10 protein-coding genes are annotated in these 22,821 nt (G+C 74.4%); 7 read left to right on the top strand and 3 right to left on the bottom strand.

Annotated features, from left to right (window positions below; translation table 11 throughout):
• Positions 1-21 precede the first annotated feature (21 nt).
• Complete coding sequence (locus tag ACWEJ6_RS26590) at positions 22-1,419, bottom strand: MFS transporter (protein ID WP_452427023.1); 1,398 nt, start codon at positions 1,417-1,419, stop codon at positions 22-24.
• A 160-nt stretch (positions 1,420-1,579) separates the two neighbouring features.
• Here ACWEJ6_RS26590 and ACWEJ6_RS26585 point away from each other — a divergent pair, with 160 nt between their 5' ends.
• Entirely contained in the window at positions 1,580-2,497 is a 918-nt protein-coding gene (locus ACWEJ6_RS26585; protein ID WP_452427021.1) for a nitroreductase/quinone reductase family protein, read from the top strand.
• 59 nt (positions 2,498-2,556) lie between these two features.
• Positions 2,557-3,195 (top strand): 4'-phosphopantetheinyl transferase family protein, encoded by a 639-nt coding sequence (locus ACWEJ6_RS26580; protein WP_452427019.1) that lies wholly within the window; start codon positions 2,557-2,559, stop codon positions 3,193-3,195.
• A 1-nt stretch (position 3,196) separates the two neighbouring features.
• Here the strand turns inward: ACWEJ6_RS26580 and ACWEJ6_RS26575 are convergent, their stop codons facing one another.
• Positions 3,197-4,480 carry a cation:proton antiporter gene (locus tag ACWEJ6_RS26575; RefSeq protein WP_452427017.1) on the bottom strand — a complete coding sequence of 428 codons (1,284 nt, stop codon included), beginning with the start codon at positions 4,478-4,480 and terminating at the stop codon, positions 3,197-3,199.
• Positions 4,481-4,614: 134 nt separating this feature from the next.
• On the opposite strand from ACWEJ6_RS26575, the gene ACWEJ6_RS26570 reads away from it, so the two are divergent.
• The 4 genes from ACWEJ6_RS26570 to fabD are packed head-to-tail and all read left to right on the top strand — an operon-like array spanning position 4,615 to position 9,647.
• Positions 4,615-5,448 (top strand): DUF6039 family protein, encoded by an 834-nt coding sequence (locus ACWEJ6_RS26570; RefSeq protein WP_352323689.1) that lies wholly within the window; start codon positions 4,615-4,617, stop codon positions 5,446-5,448.
• Positions 5,449-5,451: 3 nt separating this feature from the next.
• Positions 5,452-6,669: a hydroxymethylglutaryl-CoA synthase family protein gene (locus ACWEJ6_RS26565; RefSeq protein ID WP_387665452.1), complete on the top strand. Its 1,218-nt coding sequence runs from the start codon at positions 5,452-5,454 to the stop codon at positions 6,667-6,669.
• A complete protein-coding gene (locus ACWEJ6_RS26560; protein WP_358298259.1) occupies positions 6,660-7,382 on the top strand; it encodes an enoyl-CoA hydratase-related protein in 723 nt (240 codons plus the stop codon). The genes ACWEJ6_RS26565 and ACWEJ6_RS26560 overlap by 10 nt, the downstream gene beginning before the upstream one ends.
• A 15-nt stretch (positions 7,383-7,397) precedes the next feature.
• A complete protein-coding gene (gene fabD / locus ACWEJ6_RS26555; RefSeq protein ID WP_452427014.1) occupies positions 7,398-9,647 on the top strand; it encodes an ACP S-malonyltransferase in 2,250 nt (749 codons plus the stop codon).
• A 13-nt stretch (positions 9,648-9,660) separates the two neighbouring features.
• Here the strand turns inward: fabD and ACWEJ6_RS26550 are convergent, their stop codons facing one another.
• The gene (locus ACWEJ6_RS26550; RefSeq protein WP_452427012.1) at positions 9,661-10,395 is read right to left on the bottom strand and encodes a thioesterase II family protein; all 735 of its coding nucleotides are present in this window, start codon (positions 10,393-10,395) and stop codon (positions 9,661-9,663) included.
• A 98-nt stretch (positions 10,396-10,493) separates the two neighbouring features.
• On the opposite strand from ACWEJ6_RS26550, the gene ACWEJ6_RS26545 reads away from it, so the two are divergent.
• Positions 10,494-22,817 carry an amino acid adenylation domain-containing protein gene (locus ACWEJ6_RS26545; protein WP_452427010.1) on the top strand — a complete coding sequence of 4,108 codons (12,324 nt, stop codon included), beginning with the start codon at positions 10,494-10,496 and terminating at the stop codon, positions 22,815-22,817.
• Positions 22,818-22,821: the final 4 nt, after the last annotated feature.

The following is a 22,821-nucleotide window of genomic DNA, read 5'->3' as shown; positions in this document are numbered from 1 at the left end:
GGTGGAAGGGGTGGGGGTGGGTCAGGCGCGGCGCGGCAGCAGGAAGCCGCCCGCCGCCAGGGCCAGGCCGAGCCCGGCCGCGATGAGGAAGACCAGGCCGTAGCCGTCGGCGAGGGCTTCGGGGGAGCCGGCGGCGCCCGCGGCCGTCGCGAGGACCGCCAGGCCGATCGACGAGCCCACCTGGCTGGTGGTGTTGGCCAGGCCCCCCACAACGCCCGCCGCGCCTTCGGGCGCCTCGGCGGTCGCCGCGGCCATGAGGGTGGGGAAGGTCAGCCCGATCCCGGCCGCGACGAGCAGCGTGGGTCCGAGGACGCCGGTGAGGTAGCCGCCGCCGGCCTGCGCCAGGGACAGCCAGCCGAACCCGGCCACGAACAGCGCGCCGCCGCCGAGCACCGGCGCCCGCGCCCCGGCCCGCGGCAGCAGGGCCGCGGACGCCCGGGCGACCAGCATGAACGTCACCGCCGCGGGCGTCTGCCCGAGCCCCGCCAGCAGCGCGCTGAAGCCCAGGACGTTCTGCAGGAACAGCGACGTGAAGTACCACATCGCGATGGTGATCCCGCCGAACAGCAGCAGCATGCCGTTCCCGACGGCCACCCCCCGGATCCGGAGCAGCCGCAGGGGCAGCATGGGCCGCCCGGCGAAGCGCGCCTCGACCACGACGAAGACGGCGAGCAGCAGCAGGCCGCCGAGCACGGGCACGAGCACCCGTCCGGACGACCAGGCGTGCTCGGCGCTCTGCATGACCCCGTAGACCAGGGCCGCCAGGCCGGCGGTCGCGGTGACCGCGCCGGCCAGGTCGAGCGGCTCGCGCCGCGCGCTCTGTACGGTGACCAGCGCCGCGAGGGCCACGGCGATCAGCAGCGCGCCGACCGGCACGTTGATCAGGAAGACCCAGCGCCACGACAGGCCGGTGGTGATGGCGCCGCCGGCCACCGCGCCGATCATCCCGCCGACGCCGCCCGCGGACGACCAGGCGCCGAACGCCCTGGCACGCGCGCCCGGCTCGGTGAAGTACGTGTTGATCACGGCCAGCGTGGCGGGGGCCATCATGGCGGCCCCGGCGCCCTGTGCCACGCGGGCCGCGACCAGGACCTCCGCCGCGGTGGCCAGGCCGGCGGCCAGGCTGGCGGCGGAGAACAGCAGCAGCCCGGCGACCAGCGTCCGGCGCGGGCCGAACAGGTCGGCGGCCCGGCCGCCCAGCAGCATGAACCCGGCGAAGGCCAGCAGGTAGCCGTTCACCACCCAGGCGAGCCCGGCGGGGGTGAAGCCGAGCTCCGCGCGGATGGCGGGGAGGGCGACGTTCACGATGGAGGCGTCCAGGATGACCATGAACTGGCCGGCGCAGGCCAGCGCCAGGATCAGCCAGGACGGGATGGTTCGTGGGGTGGCCCGCCGGGCGGCGGCGCCGATGCTCGTCATGGATTGTTCCGTTCTTGTCTGCTTCGCCGCCGTGGACGCGCGGCGTGCGTGCGCCGCGCCGGGGACGGCCCCGGCTCCCGCGGGCCGTGCCCCGGCCGTGTAGGATTTGGTTACGCGGATAACTATTATGCAGATAACTAATTTCCGTCAAGGAGCGATCATGGACTTCGCGCAAGCCGACGCCGTCAACCAGGCGATCCGCCTGCTGAGCCTGCGCCACCGGGCCAGGGCCGCCGCCCTGCTGGCCCCGCTCGGCCTGCATCCCGGGCAGGAGGCGCTCCTGCTCGAACTCGCCCGCACCGGGCCGAGGATCCAGGCGCAGCTCAGCGAGGCGCTGGGGTGCGAGCCGCCCAGCGTGACGCTCATGAGCCGCAAGCTGGAGGCCTCCGGTCACATCCGCCGCACGCCTGCGCCGTCCGACAAGCGGGCCAGCGTGGTCGAGCTCACCGACAGCGGCCGGGCGCTGGCCGAGCAGGTCAAGCGGCTCTGGATCGACCTGGCCGAGGAGACCGTGGCCGGGCTGCCGGCCGAGACGGTGGCCGGGCTGCCCGCCCTGATCAACACCCTCACCGACAACGTGGACAAGCGCCCCGGCCGGCGGCACGGCCCGGCGGAGGCGCGGCGGGCAGGGCAGGGGCCGACCGGCGAGTACGAGCCCAGCACGTCGGACTGGGTCCGCGAGCACGTCGAGCAGATCATGCGCACCGGCACGACCGACGGCGTCACGATCAAGGACCGGCCCGTCGTGCTGATGACCTACCGGGGCGCGAAGACCGGCAAACTGCGCAGGACGCCGGTCATGCGGGTCGAGCACGAGGGGCGTTACGCGGCCGTCGCGTCCCTGGGCGGCGCCCCGGTCAACCCGCAGTGGTACGCCAGCGTGCTCGCCGAGCCCGTCGTCGAGCTCCAGGACGGCACGGCGACCGGCGTCTACCGGGCGCGCGAGGTGTCGGGGGAGGAGAAGGACGTCTGGTGGCGGCGGGCGGTGGCGGCCTACCCCGACTACGCCGACTACCAGACGAAGACGGAGCGCCTGATCCCGGTCCTCGTCCTCGAACCGCTCGCCGGAGAGCGGTGACGACCGCGGCCTGTGGGTAGACGGAGGGGCACCCGCCGGCCCAGGAGGAGGGACACTCGATGATCGAGACGCTCGTCCCGGACAACGTCGCCGTCTCCACCGCCTACGGCGACCCGACCGGCGTGCGGCTCTTCCCCGAGGAGCGGCACGCCGTCAGGAAGGCGGTCGCCAAACGCCGGCGCGAGTTCGCCACCGTCCGCCACTGCGCCCGCGAGGCGCTGGCGGCCCTCGGCATGCCGCCCGCGCCCATCGTCCCCGGCCGGCGCGGCGCGCCGCGCTGGCCGGCGGGCGCGGTGGGCAGCATGACGCACTGCGCCGGGTTCCGCGCGGCGGCCGTGGCCGACGCCGGCGACGTGCGCAGCATCGGCATCGACGCCGAACCGCACGAACCGCTCCCCGAAGGCGTCTTCCGCATGGTGGCCCGGCCCGAGGAGGCCGCGATGGTCCGCGAGCTGCGCGACCTGCGGCCCGGCACCTGCTGGGACCGGCTGCTGTTCAGCGCCAAGGAGTCGGTCTACAAGGCGTGGTTCCCGCTGACCGGCCAGTGGCTGGGGTTCCACGACGGCTCGCTCGCCTTCTCCCTCGACGGCCGCTTCCGCGCCAGGCTGCTGCCGCCGGACGCGCCGCTGGCGGAGTTCGCGGGCCGCTGGACGGCCGCCCCCGGGCTGCTGGCCACGGCGATCGTCGTCCCCCGATAGGTCAGCCGCGGCGGCCGGGCTCGACCAGCTGCTCGTGCTCGGCCCGGCGCAGGCGTTCCTCGGCGGTGAGCTCGACGCGTCTCATCGCGACGCGCAGGATCGGCGGCGCCATGAGCGAGGTGACGATCGCGACGACGATCACGATCGTGTACATCGCCGTGTCGATGATGCCGATGCGCAGCCCGACCATCGCCACGATCACCTCGATGACGCCGCGCGCGTTCATGCCCGCCCCCAGCGCGAACGCCTCCCACGCGCTCAACCGGCTCAGCAGCGCCCCGAGGTACGCGCCCAGGAACTTGCCCACGATCGCCACCCCCAGCACGACCCCGGCCGCCGCCAGCACGTCCGGCCTGGACAGCAGCGTGAGGTCCATGCGCAGGCCGGCCGTCGCGAAGAACAGGGGCGCGAGCATGCTCAGCACGATCGTGCGCAGCGGGGCCAGCCACGCGGCGTCGGCGTGGCCGGACCGTCCGATCAGCGCGCCGCAGACGAACGCCCCCAAAATGGCCTCCAGGCCGAGCGCGTGCGTGCCGGCGGCGGCCAGCAGCACCAGCACCACGGCGGCGGCCACGGCCGGGCCCGGCTCGTCCGAGCGGGTGGCCGCCCGCATTGTCCAGCGGACCAGCGGCCGGCCCACCCACAGCGCGAACGGCACCAGCGCGACCAGGTAGACCAGCGACAACACGATCTGCCCGGTGCGCACGCCGGTGGTCGCCATGGCCGAGACGACCGAGAGCATGAACCAGCCGAACGCGTCGTCCACCATCCCCGCCGTCAGGCAGAGCTGGCCGACGTCGCGGTGCAGCAGCTTCATGTCCGTCAGCGTCTTGGCGATCACGGGGATGGCGCTGACGCACGTGGCCACGCCCAGGAACAGCGCGAAGACGGTCACGCTGGTGCCCTCGACGAGCAGGGAGGCGGGCAGCAGGAAACCGGCGGCCACGCCGAGCCCCAGCGGCACGACGAGACCGGCGACGCTCACCTTGACGGCCGTCGCGCCACGTCGCCGGACCAGGCCGAAGTCGAGCTGGACGCCGGTGATGGCGACCAGCAGCAGGACGCCGACCTGGCCCACCGCGTCCAGCAGGTGGAGCTGGGTGAACTTCAGGGCGGGGGCGAGGTGGCTCAGCAGCGACGGGCCGAGCAGCACGCCCACGGTCAGCTCGCCGACGATGGCGGGCATGCGCAGGCGCACGGCCAGCCGGCCGAGCAGGACGGCGAGACCGAGGAGCAGGCCCAGCTGCAGCATGAAGACCAGCAGTTCGTGGGCTCCCAGAGGCATGTCAGGCACAGGAGAGGCTAGGCCGATCGGGCCGCCGTCCTGCTGCTCAATATTGAGCCCGCCCGCGACGGGCGCGCCGGGGGCCTGCTCAATATTGAGCGGAGCTTCCCGCCCCCGTGGGCGACATTCGGGGCATGACGAAGCCGGCGCAGTATCAGACCACCCTGCCCCCCGACCAGTTGCTGCACTCGGGCAACGCGGGCCTGATCATCCACCGCGTGGGGATGCTGGAGTACGGCATGGCCCGCGAGGGCCGCGACTTCAGCGTGGACCTGCTCGACTACATGAACCGCGCCCAGGCCGGCGTCGCCACGACCTTCTGCTACGAGGAGGTCTTCGGCGTACGCGAGCGGCTGCACTGGTTCGTGCACATGAAGTCCCCCGAGAAGTACAGCAAGCTCATCGAGATGGTGGACCACGACGAGGCGTTCCAGCAGATCTCGCTCAAGGACCGGCTGCCCAAGAAGGGCGGCGGCAACTGGGAGAAGATGTTCGTGCACGGCAGTCTCCAGGAGACCGTCATGTGCCCGCAGCACGGGTTCACCGACGACGTGCACGACGTGCCCGGCACGTTCGTGCCGCCCGCGACGTACCAGACCACGCAGCAGCAGCAGCTCAACTCGGCGACCGCCGGGGCGATCGTGCTGCGCACCGCCGACGCGCGCTACGAGCTGCGCGAGGAGGGACGGCAGTTCCTCTACGACTGGTCCCGCTACCTCAACGCCAACCTCGAAGGCCGCGCCACCGCCTTCATCTACGAGCAGACGTGGGGCCGGCAGGACCGCCTGCACGCCCTCATCCACCTGCGCGAGCTGGACGACTACCAGGCCGTTCAGGAGGTGGACCGCGGCGAGGGCATGCGCAAGGAGGTCTACGACGTGGAACGGGTCCCGGAACGGCACGGCGGCGGGCAGTGGGACCGGCTGTTCGTGCCGACCAGCATCCACGACGTCCTGATGGTGCCCTAGGCCATGGCTCTCGGGATCGAGGCGATCAACGCGTACGTCGGCAGGGCGTACACGGACGTCCGCGCGCTGTTCGACGCGCGCGGCCTGGACGTGAACCGCTTCGGCAACCTGATGATGGAGCAGCGCTCGGTCAACCTGCCCTGCGAGGACCCGGTCACCAACGCGGTCAACGCCGCCAAGCCGCTGCTGGACGCGCTCGCCCCGGAGGAGAAGGACCGGATCGAGCTGCTGGTCGTCGGCACCGAGTCGGGGCTCGACTTCGGCAAGCCGATCAGCACCTACATCCACCACCATCTCGGGCTGAACCCGGCGTGCCGCTCGTTCGAGGTCAAGCACGCCTGCTACGGCGGGACGGCCGCGCTCCAGTGCGCCGCCGCCGTCGTCGGCGCCAGCCCGATCCCCGGCGTGAAGGCGCTGGCCATCGCCACCGACGCGGCCAGCGGCACCGCCAAGTCCACCTACTGGGAGCCCTCCGAGGGCGCCGGCGCGGTGGCGATGCTGGTCGGCGCGGACGCGCGGGTGCTGCGGCTCGACCCCGGCGCCAGCGGCTACCACACCTTCGAGGTGATGGACACGGCCCGGCCGCGCCACGACACCGACGCCGTCGATCCGGACCTGTCGCTGCTGGCGTACATGCGCTGCGCCGAGGAGTGCTTCGCGGCCTACGGGCGGCGGGTGGCCGGGGCCGACATCGTGGACACCTTCGACTACCTGGCGCTGCACACGCCGTTCGCCGGGATGGTGAAGGGCGCGCACCGGATGTTGCTGCGCAAGCTCAAGGGCATGGGGGCGCGGGAGATCGAGGCCGACTTCGCGGCCCGGGTCGCGCCGTCCCTGGCCTACGGCGTGCGGGTGGGCAACACCTACTCGGCCGCGCTCTACCTGGCGCTGTGCTCGCTCATCGACCACGGCGCGTTCGACGCCCCGAAACGGGCGGGGCTGTTCTCGTACGGGTCGGGCTGCGCGTCGGAGTTCTACAGCGGCGTGATCCCGGCCCAGGGGCGCAGCGGCATCGGCCGGGCGCTGGACGAGCGGCGCGAGATCGGCGTCGCGGAGCTGGACGCGCTGACCGAGCTGAGCGCCGACCGCGCCTTCGGGGTGCGGGACGCGGTGCTCGACCCCAAACCGTACGGCGACCTGTACGAGGACGCCTTCGGCGGTCGCGGCCTGCTGGTGCTGGACCGCATCGCGGACTTCCACCGGGAGTACAGATGGAGCTGACCTCGGCGACCCTGCGGCACCGGCTGCGCAGCCGCACGATCGACGACCGCGCCATCGACGAGCTGGGCGCCGCCCTGGACGAGGCCGAGCGCGCGCCCGGCTGCCGCATCCTGCTGCTGGAGGGCGGCGACGGCGTCTTCTGCACCGGCATGGACCTGGAGGAGGCGGCCGGCAGCGACGTCGCCGACGGCGGCCGGGCGTTCTACGGCCTGCTGCGCCGCTTCACCGAGACGCCCGTGACGGTGGTGGCCCGGGTGGACGGCCGGGTGGCCGGCGGCGGCGTCGGCCTGGCCGCGGCCAGCGACTTCGTCTTCGCCAGCGAGCGCAGCACCTTCAGCCTCCCCGAGGCGCTGTGGGGGCTGCTGCCGTGCTGCGTGCTGCCGTTCCTGATCCGGCGCACGGGCTTTCAGAAGGCGTACGCGATGACGCTGAGCACCCAGCCGGTGAGCGCCGCGGAGGCCGCCGCCTTCCACCTGGTGGACGAGGTGTCGGACGACCCGGAGGCGCTCGTGCGGCGGCTGGCCTACCGGCTGACCAAGCTGGACCGGTCGATCGTCACGGACATGAAGCGCTACTTCCGCGAGCTGTGGATCCTGTCGGACGAGACCGAGCAGGTGGCGGTCAAGGAGTTCGGCCGGCTCATGTCCAGCCCCGAGGTGCGCCGCAGGCTCGTCGACTACGCGACCGAGAAGAGATTCCCCTGGGAACGCTAGAGAGGAACGCGCCTGATGTCCGTCGTGTGGGTTTTCCCCGGGCAGGGGTCGCAGCGCAAGGGCATGGGCGCGGGCGTCCTGGAGCGGTACCCCGACCTGTGCGCCCGCGCCGACGAGATCCTCGGCTACTCCGTCGCCGAGCTGTGCGACGACCCCAAGCGGCTGCGGGAGACCCGCTACGTGCAGCCCGCCCTGTTCACGGTCAACGCGCTGAGCTTCCTCGCCCGGCAGGAGGAGGGCGGCCGGCCCGACTACCTGGCCGGGCACAGCCTGGGCGAGTACGCGGCGCTGTTCGCGGCCGGCTGCTTCGACTTCGAGACCGCGCTCGGCCTGGTCAAGCGGCGCGGCGAGCTGATGTCCGCGGCGGGCGGCGGCGCCATGGCGGCGGTGCTCGGCGCCGACCGGGAACGGCTGGAGGAGCTGGTGGCGGGCACCGGCGTCGACATCGCCAACTACAACTCCCCGGAACAGGTCGTCCTGGCCGGGCCCAAGGACGAGCTGGACGCGCTCAGCCGCGGCGGCCCCGGCAAGTGGGTGCCGCTGAGCGTGAGCGTGCCCTCGCACTCGCGCTACATGGAACCGGCCGCCGACGCCTTCGCCGAGGCGCTGGAGGGCGTCCGCATCGAGGAGCCGCGGGTGCCCGTCGTCTCCAACGTGACCGGACGCCCGTACCGGGCCGGCGAGGCGGCCGAGCTGCTGCGCCGCCAGATCTGCAACCCGGTGCGGTGGGTGGACGGGCTGCGCTACCTGATGGACCAGGGCGTCTCCGAGCTGGAGGAGATCGGCCCCGGCGACGTGCTCACCAAACTGTGGACGGTCACCCGCCGCCACCCGCCCGAGCCCTCTGCCGACCAGGAGCCGGTCGAGAAGCCCGCCGTCCGGGAGCCGGTCGAGGCGCCCGCCGTCCGGGAGGCCGGGATCGTGCTCGGCTCGGCCGAGTTCCGCGCCGACTACCGCGTCCGCCACGCCTACCTGGCCGGGTCGATGTTCAAGGGCATCGCCTCGGCCGAGCTGGTGATCAGGATGGGCCGGGCCGGGCTGATGGGCTTCCTCGGCGCGGGCGGCCTCACCCTGGACCAGATCTCCGACGCGCTCGACACCGTCCAGTCCGCCCTCGGCCCGGACGGCCCCTACGGCGTGAACCTGCTCTACGGCTTCGACGAGGAGGGCCTGGAGCGCGAGACGGTGGACCTGCTGCTCCGCCGCGACGTGCGGTACGTCGAGGCCGCCGCCTACCCGCACATCACCGCGCCCCTCGTCCGCTACCGCTACAGCGGCGCGCACCGCGACCCGGCCGGGCGGCCGGTCGCCGTCCGGCACGTGGTGGCCAAGGTCTCCAGGCCGGAGGTCGCCGCCGCCTTCATGCGGCCCGCCCCGCAGGCCGTCCTGGACCGGCTCGTCCGGGAGGGGGCGCTGAGCGCGGCCGAGGCGGAGGTCGCCGCGGAGCTGCCGGTCAGCGCGGACGTCTGCGTCGAGGCCGACTCGGCCGGGCACACCGACGGGCGCTCGCCGTACGCGCTGATGCCGGCGATCCTGCGGCTGCGCGACGAGGAGATGGCCGCCCACGGCTACGCCCGGCGCATCAGGGTCGGCGCGTCCGGCGGCATCGGCGCACCGGAGGCGGCCGCCGCGGCGTTCGTGCTCGGCGCGGACTTCATCGTCACCGGCAGCGTCAACCAGTGCACCCCGCAGGCCGGGACGTCCGACGCCGTCAAGGACCTGCTGGCCGGGCTCGACGTGCAGGACACCGCCTACGCCCCGGCCGGCGACATGTTCGAGATGGGCGCGCAGGTGCAGGTCGCCAGGAAGGGCACGCTGTTCCCGGCCCGCGCCAACAAGCTCTACCAGCTCTACCGCCAGTACGGCTCGCTGGAGGAGATCGACGAGCGGACCAGGCGGACGATCCAGGACAAGTTCTTCCGCTGCTCCTTCGAGGAGGTGTGGGAGGAGACCCGGGCGTTCCTGGCCGCGCGCCGGCCGGCCGAGCTGGCCCGCGCCGAGCGCGACCCCAAGCACCGGATGGCGCTCGTCTTCCGCTGGTACTTCGTGCACACGATCAGGCTGGCGCTGCGCGGCGAGGCCGGGCGGCAGGTGGACTACCAGGTCCACTGCGGGCCGGCGATGGGCGCGTTCAACCGGTGGGTGGCGGGCACGGAGCTGGCCGACTGGCGGGCCAGGCACGTGGACGTCATCGCCGACCGGCTGATGGAGGCCGCGGCCGGGCTGCTCGAAGCCCGGCTGCGCGACCTGTCCAAGGACGGTTAGACGCTGAGGACGGCTAGACGTTGAGCAGATGGCGGTTCAGGTCCTCCTGGACCGCCGTCAGCACCTCGGGCCGCGGGCCCTTGAGGTAGAAGTGGTCGCCGCCGAACACGCGCAGCGTGAAACCGCCGCCGGTGGCGTCGGCCCAGGCGCTGATCTCGTCCGGGTCGACCTCCGGGTCGGCGTCGCCGGTCAGCGCCGAGATCGGGCAGTCCGGACGCGGGCCGGGCAGCGGCGTGTACGTCTCGTTCAGCTCGAAGTCGGCGCGCAGGCCCGGCAGGAACACCTCCAGCAGGCTGCGCTGGTCCATCACCTCCGACGGCGTGCCGTTCAGCTTGCCGAGCTCGCTCAGCAGCTCGTCCTCCGACAGGTCGGTGAAGCGGCGGCGGCGGGTCGGCAGGTGCGGCGCGCGGCGTCCGGACACGAACAGCACCGCGGGCGGGAAGCGGCGGGCCGTCTCCCAGGCCACCACGGCCCCCATGCTGTGCCCGAACAGCGCGAACGGCCGGTCGGTGTACGGCTCGATGGCCTCCGACAGCGGCCCCACGAGCTGCTCCATGCGGTTGTAGGGCCGTTCGCGCAGGCGTGACTCGCGCCCCGGCAGCACCACCGGGCAGACGTCGACGTCCGGCGACAGGTGGTCGTCCCATTTGCGGAACAGCGCCGAGCCGCCTCCCGCGTGCGCGAAGCAGAACAGTCTGATGCGGGCGTCGGCTCGGGGCTCGCCGCCCGCTATCCAGGAACCAGGCATGGTCAGAAAGCTACGGCCGATCGCCTTGCGCCGCCTGCTCAGTCTTGAGCAGGCAGCGCCCGCCGTCCTCACTAGCGTCGCAGTGAGGGAGGAGGCCCATGGAGCACGACGAGCGCGTGACGGAGACGGTCATCCGCCTGCTGGCCGAGGTGCTGCCCGGCGGTGCGGAGCTGACCCCCGACGCTTCACTCAAGGACAGCGGACTCGACTCGATCTCCGCGGTACGGGTGTGGTTCGAGATCCAGCGGGAGTTCTCGCTGGACCTCCCCGTCGAGCGGCTGGGCGGCTGCGCGACGCCGGCCGAGCTGGCCGCGCGGATCGCCGAGCTGGCCGGGACGGCGGAGCACGACACCCCCGTGACCGTGGCGGAGATCAGCCCGGCCCCCGGCGACCGGCACGAGCCGTTCCCCCTGACGCCCCTGCAACAGGCGTACGTCATGGGCGCGGACGAGGACGCCACCCCCGACCCGGTCGGCTGCCAGGTCTACCGCGAGTTCGAGGTGCCCGGCGTGGACCCCGACCGCCTGCGCGCGGCCTGGCAGCGCGTCGTCGACCACCACGACGCCCTGCGCCTGGAGCTGGGCGAGGACGGCACCCAGCGGATCCTGGAACGGGCCCCCTCCTGGGACCTGCCGGTGGACGAGCCCGGCGCCCGCGAACGCCTCGCGCACCGGCGTTACGAGCCCGGCGTCTGGCCGCCGTTCGCCGTCGAGGTCACCACGCCCGGGACCGTGCACTTCGGCATCGACGCGAGCGTGACCGACGGCCGCGGGCTCGACGTGCTGCTGCGCGACTGGTGGCGCTGCTACCGCGACCCCGGCCACACGCTGGCGGAGAGCGGGCTGTCCGTCCGCGACTGCCTGCTGGCGCTGGACGCCCAGCGGCGCGGCCCCCGCCACCAGGAGGACCTGGACTACTGGCGGGAGCGCCTGGCCGACCTGCCGCCCGGCCCCGCCGCCGGCGTGCCCGACGGGTCGCCGCGCTCCGCGCTGACCGGCTCGCTGACCGCCGCCCAGTGGGGCGCCCTGCGCGCCAGGGCCGCCGAGCTGGACGTCTCGCCGACCGCCCTGGTGCTGACCCTGTTCGCCGAGACGGTCGGCAGGGGCGAGGACTGCTCCCTGGCCGTGACCACGACCGGCCGGGCCTGGCTGCCGCGCGAGGTGGACGAGGTGGTCGGGCCGTTCACCGGCACCGCCGTGTTCGCCGCCGAGAGCACGCTCGGCGAGCCGCTCCCGGAGGCGGTCCAGGAGGTGCACCGGCGGCTGTGGCGCGACCTCGGCCACGCGGGCGTCCCCGGCGTGACCGTCATGCGGGAGCTGCGCGAGCGCACGGCGCTGCCCGTCGTCTTCACCAGCCTGCTGGACGCCCGGCCCGACGAGGCCGTGCCGCCGGTGACGTACGCGCTGAGCCAGACCTCCGGCGTCGCGCTCGACCACCAGATGTGGGAGCACGACGGCGAGCTGCGGGTGCGCTGGGACCTGGTGCCCGGCTGCTTCGCGCCCGGCGAGCCGGAGACCCTGTTCGCCCGCTTCACCAACGCGCTGCGCGCCCTGGCCGCCGACACCGGCGAGGAGGAGATCCGGCCGCTCAACGAGCTGCAGAAGGCGTACTACGTGGCCCGCGCGGGCGGCTCGCACCCGTACGACGGCTGCCAGGTCCACCACAGCTTCCACGTCCGCGACCTGGACCGGGACCGGCTCGCACGGGCCTGGCTGCGCCTGGTGGCCGCGCACGACGCGCTGCGCTCGGAGGTCACCCACGACGGGACGCTGCGGGTCAGGCCGCACGCGCCGGAGAACTGGGACATCCCCGAGATCCCCGGCGCCGAGACGGGAGAGACGGCGGGGGAGACGGCCGCGGAGATGGCCGGGCGGGCGTTCCCGCTGGGCCGCTGGCCGCACTGGGAGCTGCGGGTCAGCGGCGAGACGGTGCACGCGGCCGTCGACCTCGCCGTGCTGGACGGCCGGAGCATCCACATCGTGCTGCGCGAGCTGTTCAGGCTGTACGCCGACCCGTCCGCCGAGCCGCGCCCGCCCGCCGAGGCCCCGGCCGCCCCGGAGCGTCCGCGCGAAGGGGGCTACTGGGACGAGCGGTTCCGCGACCTGCCGCCGGGGCCCGAGCTGGCCACCACGCCCGCGCGCCGCGTCCGGCTGAGCGGCAGCGTCGCCGCGGTGTCCGACGAGACCGTCTTCGCCGCCCTGGCCGGCGCGCTGCGCGCACGCTTCGCCGATCCGTTCAGCGTGTCCGTGGTGCGCTGGACCGCCGAGTCCGAGCCGCGGCGCCCCGGCGAGCACACCGCCCTGAGCTGGGTCACCGACGCGGAGTCCTACCCCGACCGGATCGCCGCCGACGCCGCGAACGGCGCCCTGACCGGCCTGGCCACGCTGCGCGGCCACGTCATGAAGGAGCGCCGCCGCCGCGCCTACGCCTTCCCCGTCGTCTACACCAGCACCCTCGACCTGACCGACCATCCCCTGCCGGACGGCGTCGAGGCCGGGCCCTGGATGACCTACACCCCGGACGTCGCGCTCGACTGCATCGTCATCAGGGAGGGCGACCGGCTGCACTACCACTGGGACGCGCTGGAGCCGGAGTTCCCCGACCTCGCCGAGCTGTTCGCGGCCTTCGAGGACCGGCTGCGCCCCGCGCACCGGCTGTTCGAGCGGCAGGCCGCCGCCCGTCCCGACGCGGTCGCGCTGCGGCACGCCGGCGGCACCATGACGTACGGGGAGCTGAACCGGCGCGCCAACGCCGTCGCCTGGCGGCTGAAGGAGCTGGACGTGGGGCCGGGGACGGTGGTCGCCGTGCGCCTGTGCCGCGGGCCCGACATGGTGGCCGCCGTCCTCGGGATACACAAGGCGGGCGGCGCCTACCTGCCGGTGGAGCCGTCCCTGCCCGACGAGCGGGCCGCCGTCATGCTGGACGACGCCGCCGCCGGGATCGTCCTCACCTGCGCGCAGACGCCCGGCTGGGCCGTGCCCGAGGGCGTGCGCGCCGTCGAGCTGGACGCCGGCGGCGACGACCGCGGCGACCCGCCCCTCGCCGGCACCGTGGACGACCTCGCGTACGTGATCTTCACCTCGGGCAGCACCGGCAAGCCCAAGGGCGTCGAGGTCAGCCACCGGCCGCTGCTCAACCTGCTCGACTGGTGCTACCGCACCTTCGACTTCGACGCCTCCGACGTCGGCCTCTGCGTCACCTCGCTCGGCTTCGACCTGTCGGTGTTCGACATCTTCGGCCTGCTCGGCCGGGGCGCCTCGCTCTACATCGCCGACGAGGGCCAGCAGCGCGACCCCGAACTGCTGCTGGACGTGCTCATCGACGAGCCGATCACGTTCTGGAACTCCGCGCCCACCACGCTCAACCAGCTCGCCCCGCTGCTGGCCGAGCGGCAGGGCGGGGAGGGCACCGGCGACCTGCGGCTGGTCTTCCTCAGCGGCGACTACACGCCGCTGCCGCTGCCGGACGCCGTGCGCGCGACCTTCCCGCGGGCGCGGGTGGTCAGCCTGGGCGGCGCCACCGAGGCCACCGTCTGGTCGAACTGGTTCGAGGTGGGCGAGGTCGACCCGTCGTGGCGGAGCATCCCGTACGGGCGGCCGATCGACGACGCCCTCTACTACATCCTCGACGAGGACCGGCGGCCCTGCCCCGAAGGCGAGGAGGGCGACCTGTACATCGGCGGCAGGTGCCTGAGCCTCGGCTACCGCAACCAGCCCGAGCTGACCGCCGAGCGGTTCGTGCCGGACCCGTTCGCGGGCGGGCGCATGTACCTGACCGGCGACCGGGCCGCGCTGCTGCCCGACGGGAACATCACGTTCCTCGGGCGGGCCGACAACCAGGTGAAGATCCGCGGGTTCCGGGTGGAGCTGGGCGAGATCGAGCACCGGCTGCGGCAACATCCGGGCGTGCGGGACGTCGTCGTCCTGGCCCGCGACGACCGGTCGGGGGAGCGGAAGCTGGTCGCGTACGTGATGGCCGAGGGCGCGGAGCCGGACGTGGGGGAGTTGCGGGCGCACGCGGCCGGGACGCTGCCGGCGTACATGGTGCCCAACCACGTGGCGTTCGTGAGCACGTTCCCGGCCACCGCCAACGGCAAGCTGGACCGGGACGCGCTCCCGTGGCCGCTCACCGACCGCGCCCCCGAGCCGGAGCCGGAACCCGAGCCCGAGCCCGAGGTGGCGGGGCGGACGGTGACGGAGATCGCCGAGCTGTTCGCCGAGCTGATCGGGGTCGAGGAGGTCGATCCCGGCCAGGACCTCTGGGACCAGGGCGTCACCTCCTTCACCATGGTCCAGGTCTCCAAGGCGCTGCGGAAGCGGTACGGCAGGCGGGTGCCGGTGGCGCTGCTGCTGGAGAACCCGACCGTCACCGGCATCGCCACCGTCGTCGGCGCCCCCACCGACGAGCCCGCACCGAAGAAGCCCACCACGAAGAAGCCCGCCGCCGAGAAGCCCGTCGAGCAGCCTGTGAAGGCCGGCGTCGAGGCGGACGGGCCGGGGGAGGTCGACTTCTTCTCGCCCGAGGACCGGGAGGCGTTCAAGGCGGGCCGATGGAACCTGCGCCCGCTGGAGCCCGACGCCAGCCTCATCCGCCTCGACCGCCTGGACGTGCCCGAGGAGCACTACGCCTGGCGGGCCAGCGTGCGCGACTTCGCGCCCGGCTCGCTGCCGTACCGGTCGTTGTGCCGGCTGCTCGGGCTGCTGCGCGAACGGCGGCTCGGCGACCGCGCGCGCCACCTGTACCCGTCGGCCGGGGACACCTACGCCGTGCAGGCGTACCTGCACGTCGCCAAGGGCGCGATCAGCGGCGTCGCCGAGGGGGTCTACTACTACAACCCGGTCGAGCACGCGCTCCAGCTCGTGAACGGCCGCCCCCAGCTCGACCGTACGGCCCACTTCGTCTACAACCGCGACCTGTACGACCGCGCCGGCTTCAGCCTCTACCTCATCGGCCAGACCAAGGGCATCGAGCCCCTGTACGGCGAGCAGAGCCTGCGCTACCTGACCCTGGAGGCCGGCTACCTCGGCCAGCTCCTGATGACCGGCCAGGCGGCCTGCGGAATCGGGCTCTGTCCCATCGGCGAGGTCGCCTTCGACCAGGTGCGCGACCAGTTCGACCTGGACGACGGCCACCGCTTCCTCCAGGCGTTCCTGGGCGGCCCGGCGGAGTACGCGACCGGCGACGCCACTCCCGTGTTCGCCACTCCTGTGCTCTCCACCCCCGTGCGCTCCACCCCGGAGACGGAACCGGCCCTCCGCACCGAGCCCGCCCGGCGCGGGGAGCCGGCGCCCGAGGAGCCGGCGCGCGAGGATCGGCCGGGCGGGCTCGCCGTGATCGGCATGGCCGGACGCTACCCCGGCGCCGACGACCTGGACGGCTTCTGGCGCAACCTCAGCACCGGCACCCGCAGCCTGGGCCCGAGCCCGAGGGGCGAGCGTCCCGGCGGCTACCTGGAGCACATCGACCGCTTCGACAGCCTGCTCTTCCACGTCTCGCCGAAGGAGGCCGCGACGCTCGACCCGCAGCTCCGGCTCCTGCTGCACAGCGTCTGGGAGTGCCTGGAGCACGCCGGTCACACCCCCGCCTCGCTGCACGCGACCGCGCCCAGGGTGGGCGTCTTCGTCGGCTCGATGTGGCACGACTACCAGCACGCGGGCGCCGCCGCCTGGCGCGCGGGCGGCCCGGCCGTGGTCTCGGCGACCGCGTCCGACATGGTGAACCGCGTCTCGTACTTCTTCGGCTTCACCGGGCCGAGCATCGCCGTGGACACGTCGTGCTCGTCCACGCTGACCGCCCTGCACCTGGCCGCCCAGGCCATCCGTACGGGCGACTGCGACGCGGCCGTGGTCGCGGGCGTCAACCTGCTCGCCGACCCCTACCACGCCGGGCTGCTGGCCGGGCTCGGCCTGCTGGCCGAGGAGGCCGGCGCCGCCGCCTTCGACCCCGACCGGCCCGGCTGGACGGTCGGCGAGGGCGTCGGCTCCTTCCTGCTGCGGCCCGTCGCGGACGCCGTCCGGGCGGGGGACGCCGTCCACGGCGTGGTCGAGGCCACCTGGGTCGCGCACACCGGGCGTACCGGGCGGTTCACCGCGCCGAGCGCCGACGCCATGGCGGCGTCCATGCGCCGCGCCCTGGAGCGGGCGGGCGCCGGGCCCGGCGACGTCTCCTACGTCGAGTGCGCGGCGGCCGGAGCCGCCCTGGCCGACGCGGCCGAGGCCGAGGCGCTGGCCGAGGTCTTCGGCGAGCGGGCCGAGCCCGTCGCGGCGGGCACGCTCAAGCCGAACATCGGCCATCTCGAAGCCGCGTCCGGCGCCTCGCAGCTCGCCAAGGTGCTGCTGCAGCTCCGGCACGGACGGCTGGCGCCCACCCTGCTCGCCGAGCCGCCCACCGACGCGGTCACCGTGCCGGAGCAGCCGCAGCCGTGGACCGGCGAGCGGCGGGCGCTGATCAACGCCTTCGGGGCGACCGGCACGCACGCCCACGCCGTCGTCCGCGCGCCCCTCCCCGAGGAGACCCCGGGCAACTCGGACGAGGACGGACGGGAGCACGCCGTCCTGGTCTCCGCCGCGACCGAGGAGCGGCTGGTGGCCGCCGCCCGCCGCCTGGCCGAGACCGGGGAGCGGGACGTGCGCCGCATCGCCTACACCACCCAGACCGGGCGCGCCGCCCTCGCGCACCGGATCGCCGTCGTCTGCCGTGACGCGGCCGGGCTGCGGGAGGGGCTGGAGGCGTTCGCGGCGGGCAGGACGCATCCGTCCGTGCTCGCCGGAGGCTCCGGCGGGCGTCCGACCGGCGCGGAGGCCGAGGCGGCGGCGGCCTGGGTGGCCGGTCAGGACGTCGACTGGGCCCGGTTCTGGCCGCAGCCGCCCGGACGGGTCGCGCTGCCCGCCTACCCGTTCGAGGACGAGCCGTACTGGATCGAACGGGCGGAGCCGGTCGCGTCCGAGGCCGCCGCCGGGGACATGGAGGACTACCTCAAGGGCGTCTACGCCGAGGTCTCGGGCATCGACGCCGACCGGCTGGGGACGCGGGTGCCGCTGGAGCAGTACGGGCTGACGTCGTCCCAGATCGTGGAGCTCAACGCGCGGCTGGAGCGGGACCTGGGCGAGCGGTCGCGCACGCTCTTCTTCGAGCACAAGGACCTGGCCGGGGTCGCCGCCGCCCTGTCCGCCAGAACCCCCGCCCCGCCGACGCCCCAGCCCCACCGATCCACCGACAACCCTGACAAAGCCGCCGACACCGCCGATGACGGCGCGATCGCCGTCATCGGGATCGCCGGCCGCTACCCCGACGCCCCGGACCTGGGCACGTTCTGGGAGAACCTGGCCGCCGGGCGGCACTCGCTCTCCCGCGTCCCCGCCGACAGGACCCGCGACGGCTGGCCCGTGGACCTCATGTGGGGCGGCTTCCTCGACGGCGTCACCGACTTCGACCCGCTGCTGTTCGGCATCACCCCGCGCGACGCGGCCCTCATGGACCCGCAGGAGCGCGTCTTCCTGGAGGTCACCTGGGAGGCCCTGGAGGACGCGGGCTACCCGCGCACCCGCCTGCGCGACCGGCACGGTTCGAACGTCGCGGTCTACGCGGGTGTGATGTACAACGAGTACCCCTTCTTCGGCGTCGAGCAGAGCCTGCGCGGCACGCCCCAGGACACCGGCGCGACGCTCGGCGGCGTGGCCAACCGCGTCTCCTACCACCTGGACCTCAAGGGGCCCAGCATGTCGGTCGACACGATGTGCTCGTCGTCGCTGGCCGCGCTGCACCTCGCGGTCCGGTCGCTGCGTCAGGGGGAGTGCGAGCTGGCGATCGCCGGCGGCGTCAACCTCAACCTGCATCCGAACAAGTTCGTCCAGCACGCCCGCATGCGGCTCACCGCCGGTGACCGGCGCTGCCACAGCTTCGGGGCGGGCGGCGACGGCTTCGTGCCAGCCGAGGGCGCCGGGGTCGTCCTGCTCAAGCCGCTGTCCAGGGCCAAGGCGGACGGCGACCGCATCCACGCCGTGATCAGGGGCACCGCCGTCGTGCACTCGGGCCGGACGAACGGCTGGGTGGTGCCGAGCCCCGTCGAGGAGGGCGAGCTCGTCGCCCGCGCGCTCGCCGACGCCGGCGTGGACCCCGCCGGGATCGGCTACCTGGAATGCCACGGCGCGGGCACCGCGCTCGGCGACCCCATCGAGATCAACGCCCTCATGCGGGTGTTCGGGCAGGTGGGGGCCGCGCCGGGCAGCATCCCGATCGGGTCGGTCAAGTCCAACCTCGGGCACGTCGAGTCGGGCGCCGGCATCGCCGGGCTCACCAAGATCGTGCTCCAGCTCCGGCACCGGCGGCTCGTGCCCTCCCTGCACGCCGACGAGCTCAACCCGGACATCGCCTGGGACGAGATCCCCTTCCGCGTGCAGCGCGAGGCGGCCGACTGGCCCGAGGGGCCCGGCGGCGCGCCCCGGCGGGCGGGCCTCAGCTCGTTCGGCGCCGGCGGGACGATCGCCCACGCGGTGATCGAAGAGGCCCCGCCCACCGCGACCGGCACGCCAGCAGCGACCGGTACGTCCACCACGACCGGTACGCCCGACGACGGACCGCAGCTCATCGTGCTGTCGGCCCACGACGAGCGGCGGCTGCGGGCCATGGCGGGCCGGCTGGCGGGTCACCTGCGCGCGACACCCGAGAGCCTCGCCGACGTCGCCCACACCCTCCGCATCGGACGGGAACCGCTGCGCGAACGGCTCGCCCTGGTCGTCGCGGACGTGGCGGAGCTGTGCGAACGGCTGGAGCGCTTCGCCCGGTCGGAGCCCGCCGACGTGCTGCGCGGCCGGACCCGTCCCGGCGTCCCGCCGTCCGGGTGGTCCGGCGACCAGCTGTCCGGACGGCCCGGCGACCTGCTGGAGCTGGGGCGGCACTGGGTGGACGGCGGCCACGTGGGCTGGACGCCGCCGCCGGGCGCGCGGCTGGTTGGCCTGCCGTCGTACCCGTTCGACCGGATGCGGTGCTGGCCGTTCGAACCCGCCTCCGCTGACCGGGAGCCCGCCTCCGGCGCCCCGGAACCGGCCGCCAACCAGAAGCCCGCTTCCGGTGACCGGAAGCCCGATTCCGGCATCCCGGGACCGGCCTCCGGCATTCGGGAGCCCGCTTCCGGCGTCCCGGGACCGGCCGTCGCCGGCCGGGAGCCCGCCGTCGGTGAGCGGGGACCGGCCGTCGCCGAGACGCCGCTCTTCGAACGGACCTGGGCGCCGTCCGGGGAGCCCGCCCGCGACCCCGGGACGCTCGGCGGCGGGACCGTGGTGTGCCTGTTCGGCGACGCCTCCGAGGAGCTGGCGCGCTCGCTCGGCGACCAGGTCGTGACCGTGGGCGCGGGCGACCCCGTCCCGGAGGAGTTCACCGGCTGGATCGACCTGCGCGACCTGGGCGAGGCCGACCCGGCGGGCGAGCTGGACCGGCTCGCCGTGCTGCGGGACGCCCTGGCCCGTCGCCGCCCGCTCCGGATCCTGCACGTCACCAGCGGCCTGCTGGACCTCGGCGGCGCGTCGCCGAGCCTGGCGGGGGCGCGGATGGCGGGGTTCGTGCGGATGCTCGCCGCCGAGTACCCGGCGGTCACGGCCACCGTGCTGGACAGCGACCGGCCCACGGCCGCGCAGATCCGCGCGGAATGGGCGGCCGCCGAGCCGTACGGGGAGGTCTGTTACCGCGACGGTGAGCGGTTCCGTCCCGATCTGCGGGAGTTGTCCGCGCCGTACGCCGAGCCGCGGCTCGACCCCTCGGCCGTCTACGTCGTGAGCGGCGGCACCAGGGGGCTGGGCGCGCTGGTGGCCCGCCACCTGGCCGCTCGCGGCGCGCGCCGGCTCGCCCTGCTCGGCGCGCGTCAGCTGCCGCCGCGCGAGCAGTGGGACGGCTCCGGCGAGGAGGCCGTCGCCACCGTCCTCGACCTGGAACGCGCGGGCGCCCGGGTGGTCGTGCACACCGGGCCGCCGTCCGGGGTGGCCGCCTTCCTGGACGGCGTGCGGCGCGAGCTGGGCCCGATCGGCGGTGTCGTCCACTGCGCGGGACGCTCCAGCCAGGGCCGTCCGTCGCTGGCCCACAAGTCCGAGGACGACCTGCGGGCCGTGCTCACGCCCAAGGCCGACCTCCTGGAGGCGCTGGACGAGGCGTGCGCCGGGGACCGTCCGGCCTTCTTCGTCACCTTCTCCTCCGTGTGCGCCGCCGTGCCCGCGCTGGCCGCCGGGGTGGCCGACTACGCGGCCGCCAACGCCTTCCTCGACTACTGCACCGGGGTCAGGCGGCGGTCCGGGCGGACCGAGTTCCGGTCGGTGGACTGGCCGCAGTGGCGGGAGTCCGGCGGGGCGCGCGGCAAGCCGAACGTCGGCGAGGCCGTCGGGCTCGCGTCGCTCGGCGACCGGGAGGGGCTGCGGGTGCTGGACCGGGTGATCGGGTTGCCGCGCGGCGCGACCGTGCTGCCGTGCCCGCCGTCCGGCGCGTCCGTGGACGTCCCGGCGCTGATCCGGCTCCCCGAGCGGGCGGACCGCCGCCCGGCCACCGCCCGCCCGGCTCCCGAGCCGGCGCGGACCGGCGGACCCGACTGGCTGGCCGTGCTGTTCTCCGAGACGATCGGCATCCCCGTGGACGCCCTGGACCCGACGGCGGAGTTCGGGGACCTCGGCGTCGAGTCGGTGATGCTGGCCGAGCTGGTGCAGCGCATCGAGGAACGGCTCGGGGAGAGCCTGGAGCCGTCGCTGCTGCTCGACTATCCGACGCTGGAGCAGCTCCGCGACCGCCTGGACGTTCCGGAGCCGGACGCCGACAGCGTGGCCGTCCCCGAAGCGACCGCCGACCGTCCGGACGTCCCCGAGCCGACCGTCGTTCTCCCGGACGCCCCCGAGACGGGCGCGTGGGGGGAGGGCCGGGAGAGTGCGCCGGGCGGCGCCTCCGGGTCTGCCCTTCCGGGCGCCGAGGATCGCAGGATCGCGATCATCGGCATGGCCTGCCGGTTCCCCGGCGCACCCGACGTGGCCGCGTTCTGGCGGAACCTCACCGAGGGCCGGTGCGACGTGCGGGAGGTGCCCGTCTCCCGCTGGGACCACCGCGAGCTGTACTCGCCCGAACCGGCCCTCGGCCGCAGCATCAGCAAGTGGGGCGGCTTCGTCGACGGCATCGAGGACTTCGACAACGACTACTTCGGCCTGGGCGAGGACGAGGCCCGCGCCCTCGACCCGGCCATCCGCATGTTCCTGGAGTGCTGCGCGGTCTGCCTGGCCGACGCCGGTTACGACCCCGCCGAGCTGCGCGGACGCCGGGCCGGCGTGTTCGCCGGAGCCCGCATGTCCGACTACGGGCGCCGGGTCGGCGTCCGGCCGGGCGGGCTGGCCTCCGACCAGAACTTCATCGCGGCCAGGGTCGCCCACCACTTCGACCTGCGCGGCCCCAACCTCGTCGTGGACAGCGCCTGCTCCTCCTCGCTGGTCGGCGTGCAGCTCGCCGCGCAGAGCCTGCTCGCCGGGGAGGCCGAGGTCGCCCTGGCGGGCGGGGTGGAGGTGCTCCTGGACGAGAACGACTACCTCCAGCTCAGCGCGGCCAAGGCGCTGTCGCCCACCGGACGGTGTCACACGTTCGACGAGCGCGCCGACGGGTTCGTGCCGGGGGAGGGGTGCGGGGTCGTCCTGCTCAAGCCGCTGCGCGCGGCGCTGGCCGACGGCGACCGGGTGCACGCGGTCATCGAGGCGGTGGCGGTGAACAACGACGGACGCACCATGGGCGTCACCACGCCCAACCCCGAGGCCCAGGCCGACGTGGTCCGCCGGGCCCTGGCGGCGGCCGGCCGCACGCCGGGCGAGATCGGCCTGATCGAGGCGCACGGCACCGGCACGCTGATCGGCGACCCCATCGAGCTGCGCGCCCTGACGCGGGTGTTCGCGGAAGGCGGCGGCGACCCGGGAACGTGCGCGATCGGCAGCGTGAAGACCAACATCGGGCACACGCTCAGCGCGGCCGGGATCGCCGGGTTGATCAAGGCGGCGCTGGCCGTCGAGCACGGGCGGATCCCGCCGACGTTGTCCTGCGAGCGGCCCAACCCGCGCTTCGACTTCGCCGCCTCGCCCTTCGAGCCCGCCACCGAGCCGCGGGACTGGCCCTCGCCCAGGGTCGCGGGCGTGAGCTCGTTCGGGCTCGGCGGCACCAACGCGCACCTCGTGCTGAGCGAGCCGGACCCGCGGCCGGGCGTGCGGCCGGAACGCGAGCCCGCCCCCGCGCCGGTCTTCCGGCGCAGGCGCCTGTGGCTGGAACGCGACCCGGCCCCGGCCCGTGACCCGGCCCGCGACCCGGGCCGCGACCCGGTTCCGGCCGGCGCCTCCGGCACCGGTCCCGGTCCCGATCCGAGCCCGCCGGACGACGCCAGCTCGCTGCTCGACCTGAACATCACCACGGGGAGGCGCTGACTCC

This window comes from Nonomuraea sp. NPDC004702, assembly GCF_053601695.1.
Note: the sequence above shows the minus strand (reverse complement) of the source record. Positions and strands in the feature narration are given on the sequence as shown.

Bases quoted from the DNA above. Each gene is read 5' to 3' on its own strand.
- ACWEJ6_RS26580 (WP_452427019.1), top strand. From the start codon at position 2,557: ATGATCGAGACGCTCGTCCCGGACAACGTCGCCGTCTCCACCGCCTAC.
- ACWEJ6_RS26545 (WP_452427010.1), top strand. From the start codon at position 10,494: ATGGAGCACGACGAGCGCGTGACGGAGACGGTCATCCGCCTGCTGGCC.
- ACWEJ6_RS26565 (WP_387665452.1), top strand. From the start codon at position 5,452: ATGGCTCTCGGGATCGAGGCGATCAACGCGTACGTCGGCAGGGCGTAC.
- ACWEJ6_RS26550 (WP_452427012.1), bottom strand. From the start codon at position 10,395: ATGCCTGGTTCCTGGATAGCGGGCGGCGAGCCCCGAGCCGACGCCCGC.
- ACWEJ6_RS26560 (WP_358298259.1), top strand. From the start codon at position 6,660: ATGGAGCTGACCTCGGCGACCCTGCGGCACCGGCTGCGCAGCCGCACG.
- ACWEJ6_RS26590 (WP_452427023.1), bottom strand. From the start codon at position 1,419: ATGACGAGCATCGGCGCCGCCGCCCGGCGGGCCACCCCACGAACCATC.
- fabD (WP_452427014.1), top strand. From the start codon at position 7,398: ATGTCCGTCGTGTGGGTTTTCCCCGGGCAGGGGTCGCAGCGCAAGGGC.
- ACWEJ6_RS26570 (WP_352323689.1), top strand. From the start codon at position 4,615: ATGACGAAGCCGGCGCAGTATCAGACCACCCTGCCCCCCGACCAGTTG.
- ACWEJ6_RS26585 (WP_452427021.1), top strand. From the start codon at position 1,580: ATGGACTTCGCGCAAGCCGACGCCGTCAACCAGGCGATCCGCCTGCTG.
- ACWEJ6_RS26575 (WP_452427017.1), bottom strand. From the start codon at position 4,480: ATGCCTCTGGGAGCCCACGAACTGCTGGTCTTCATGCTGCAGCTGGGC.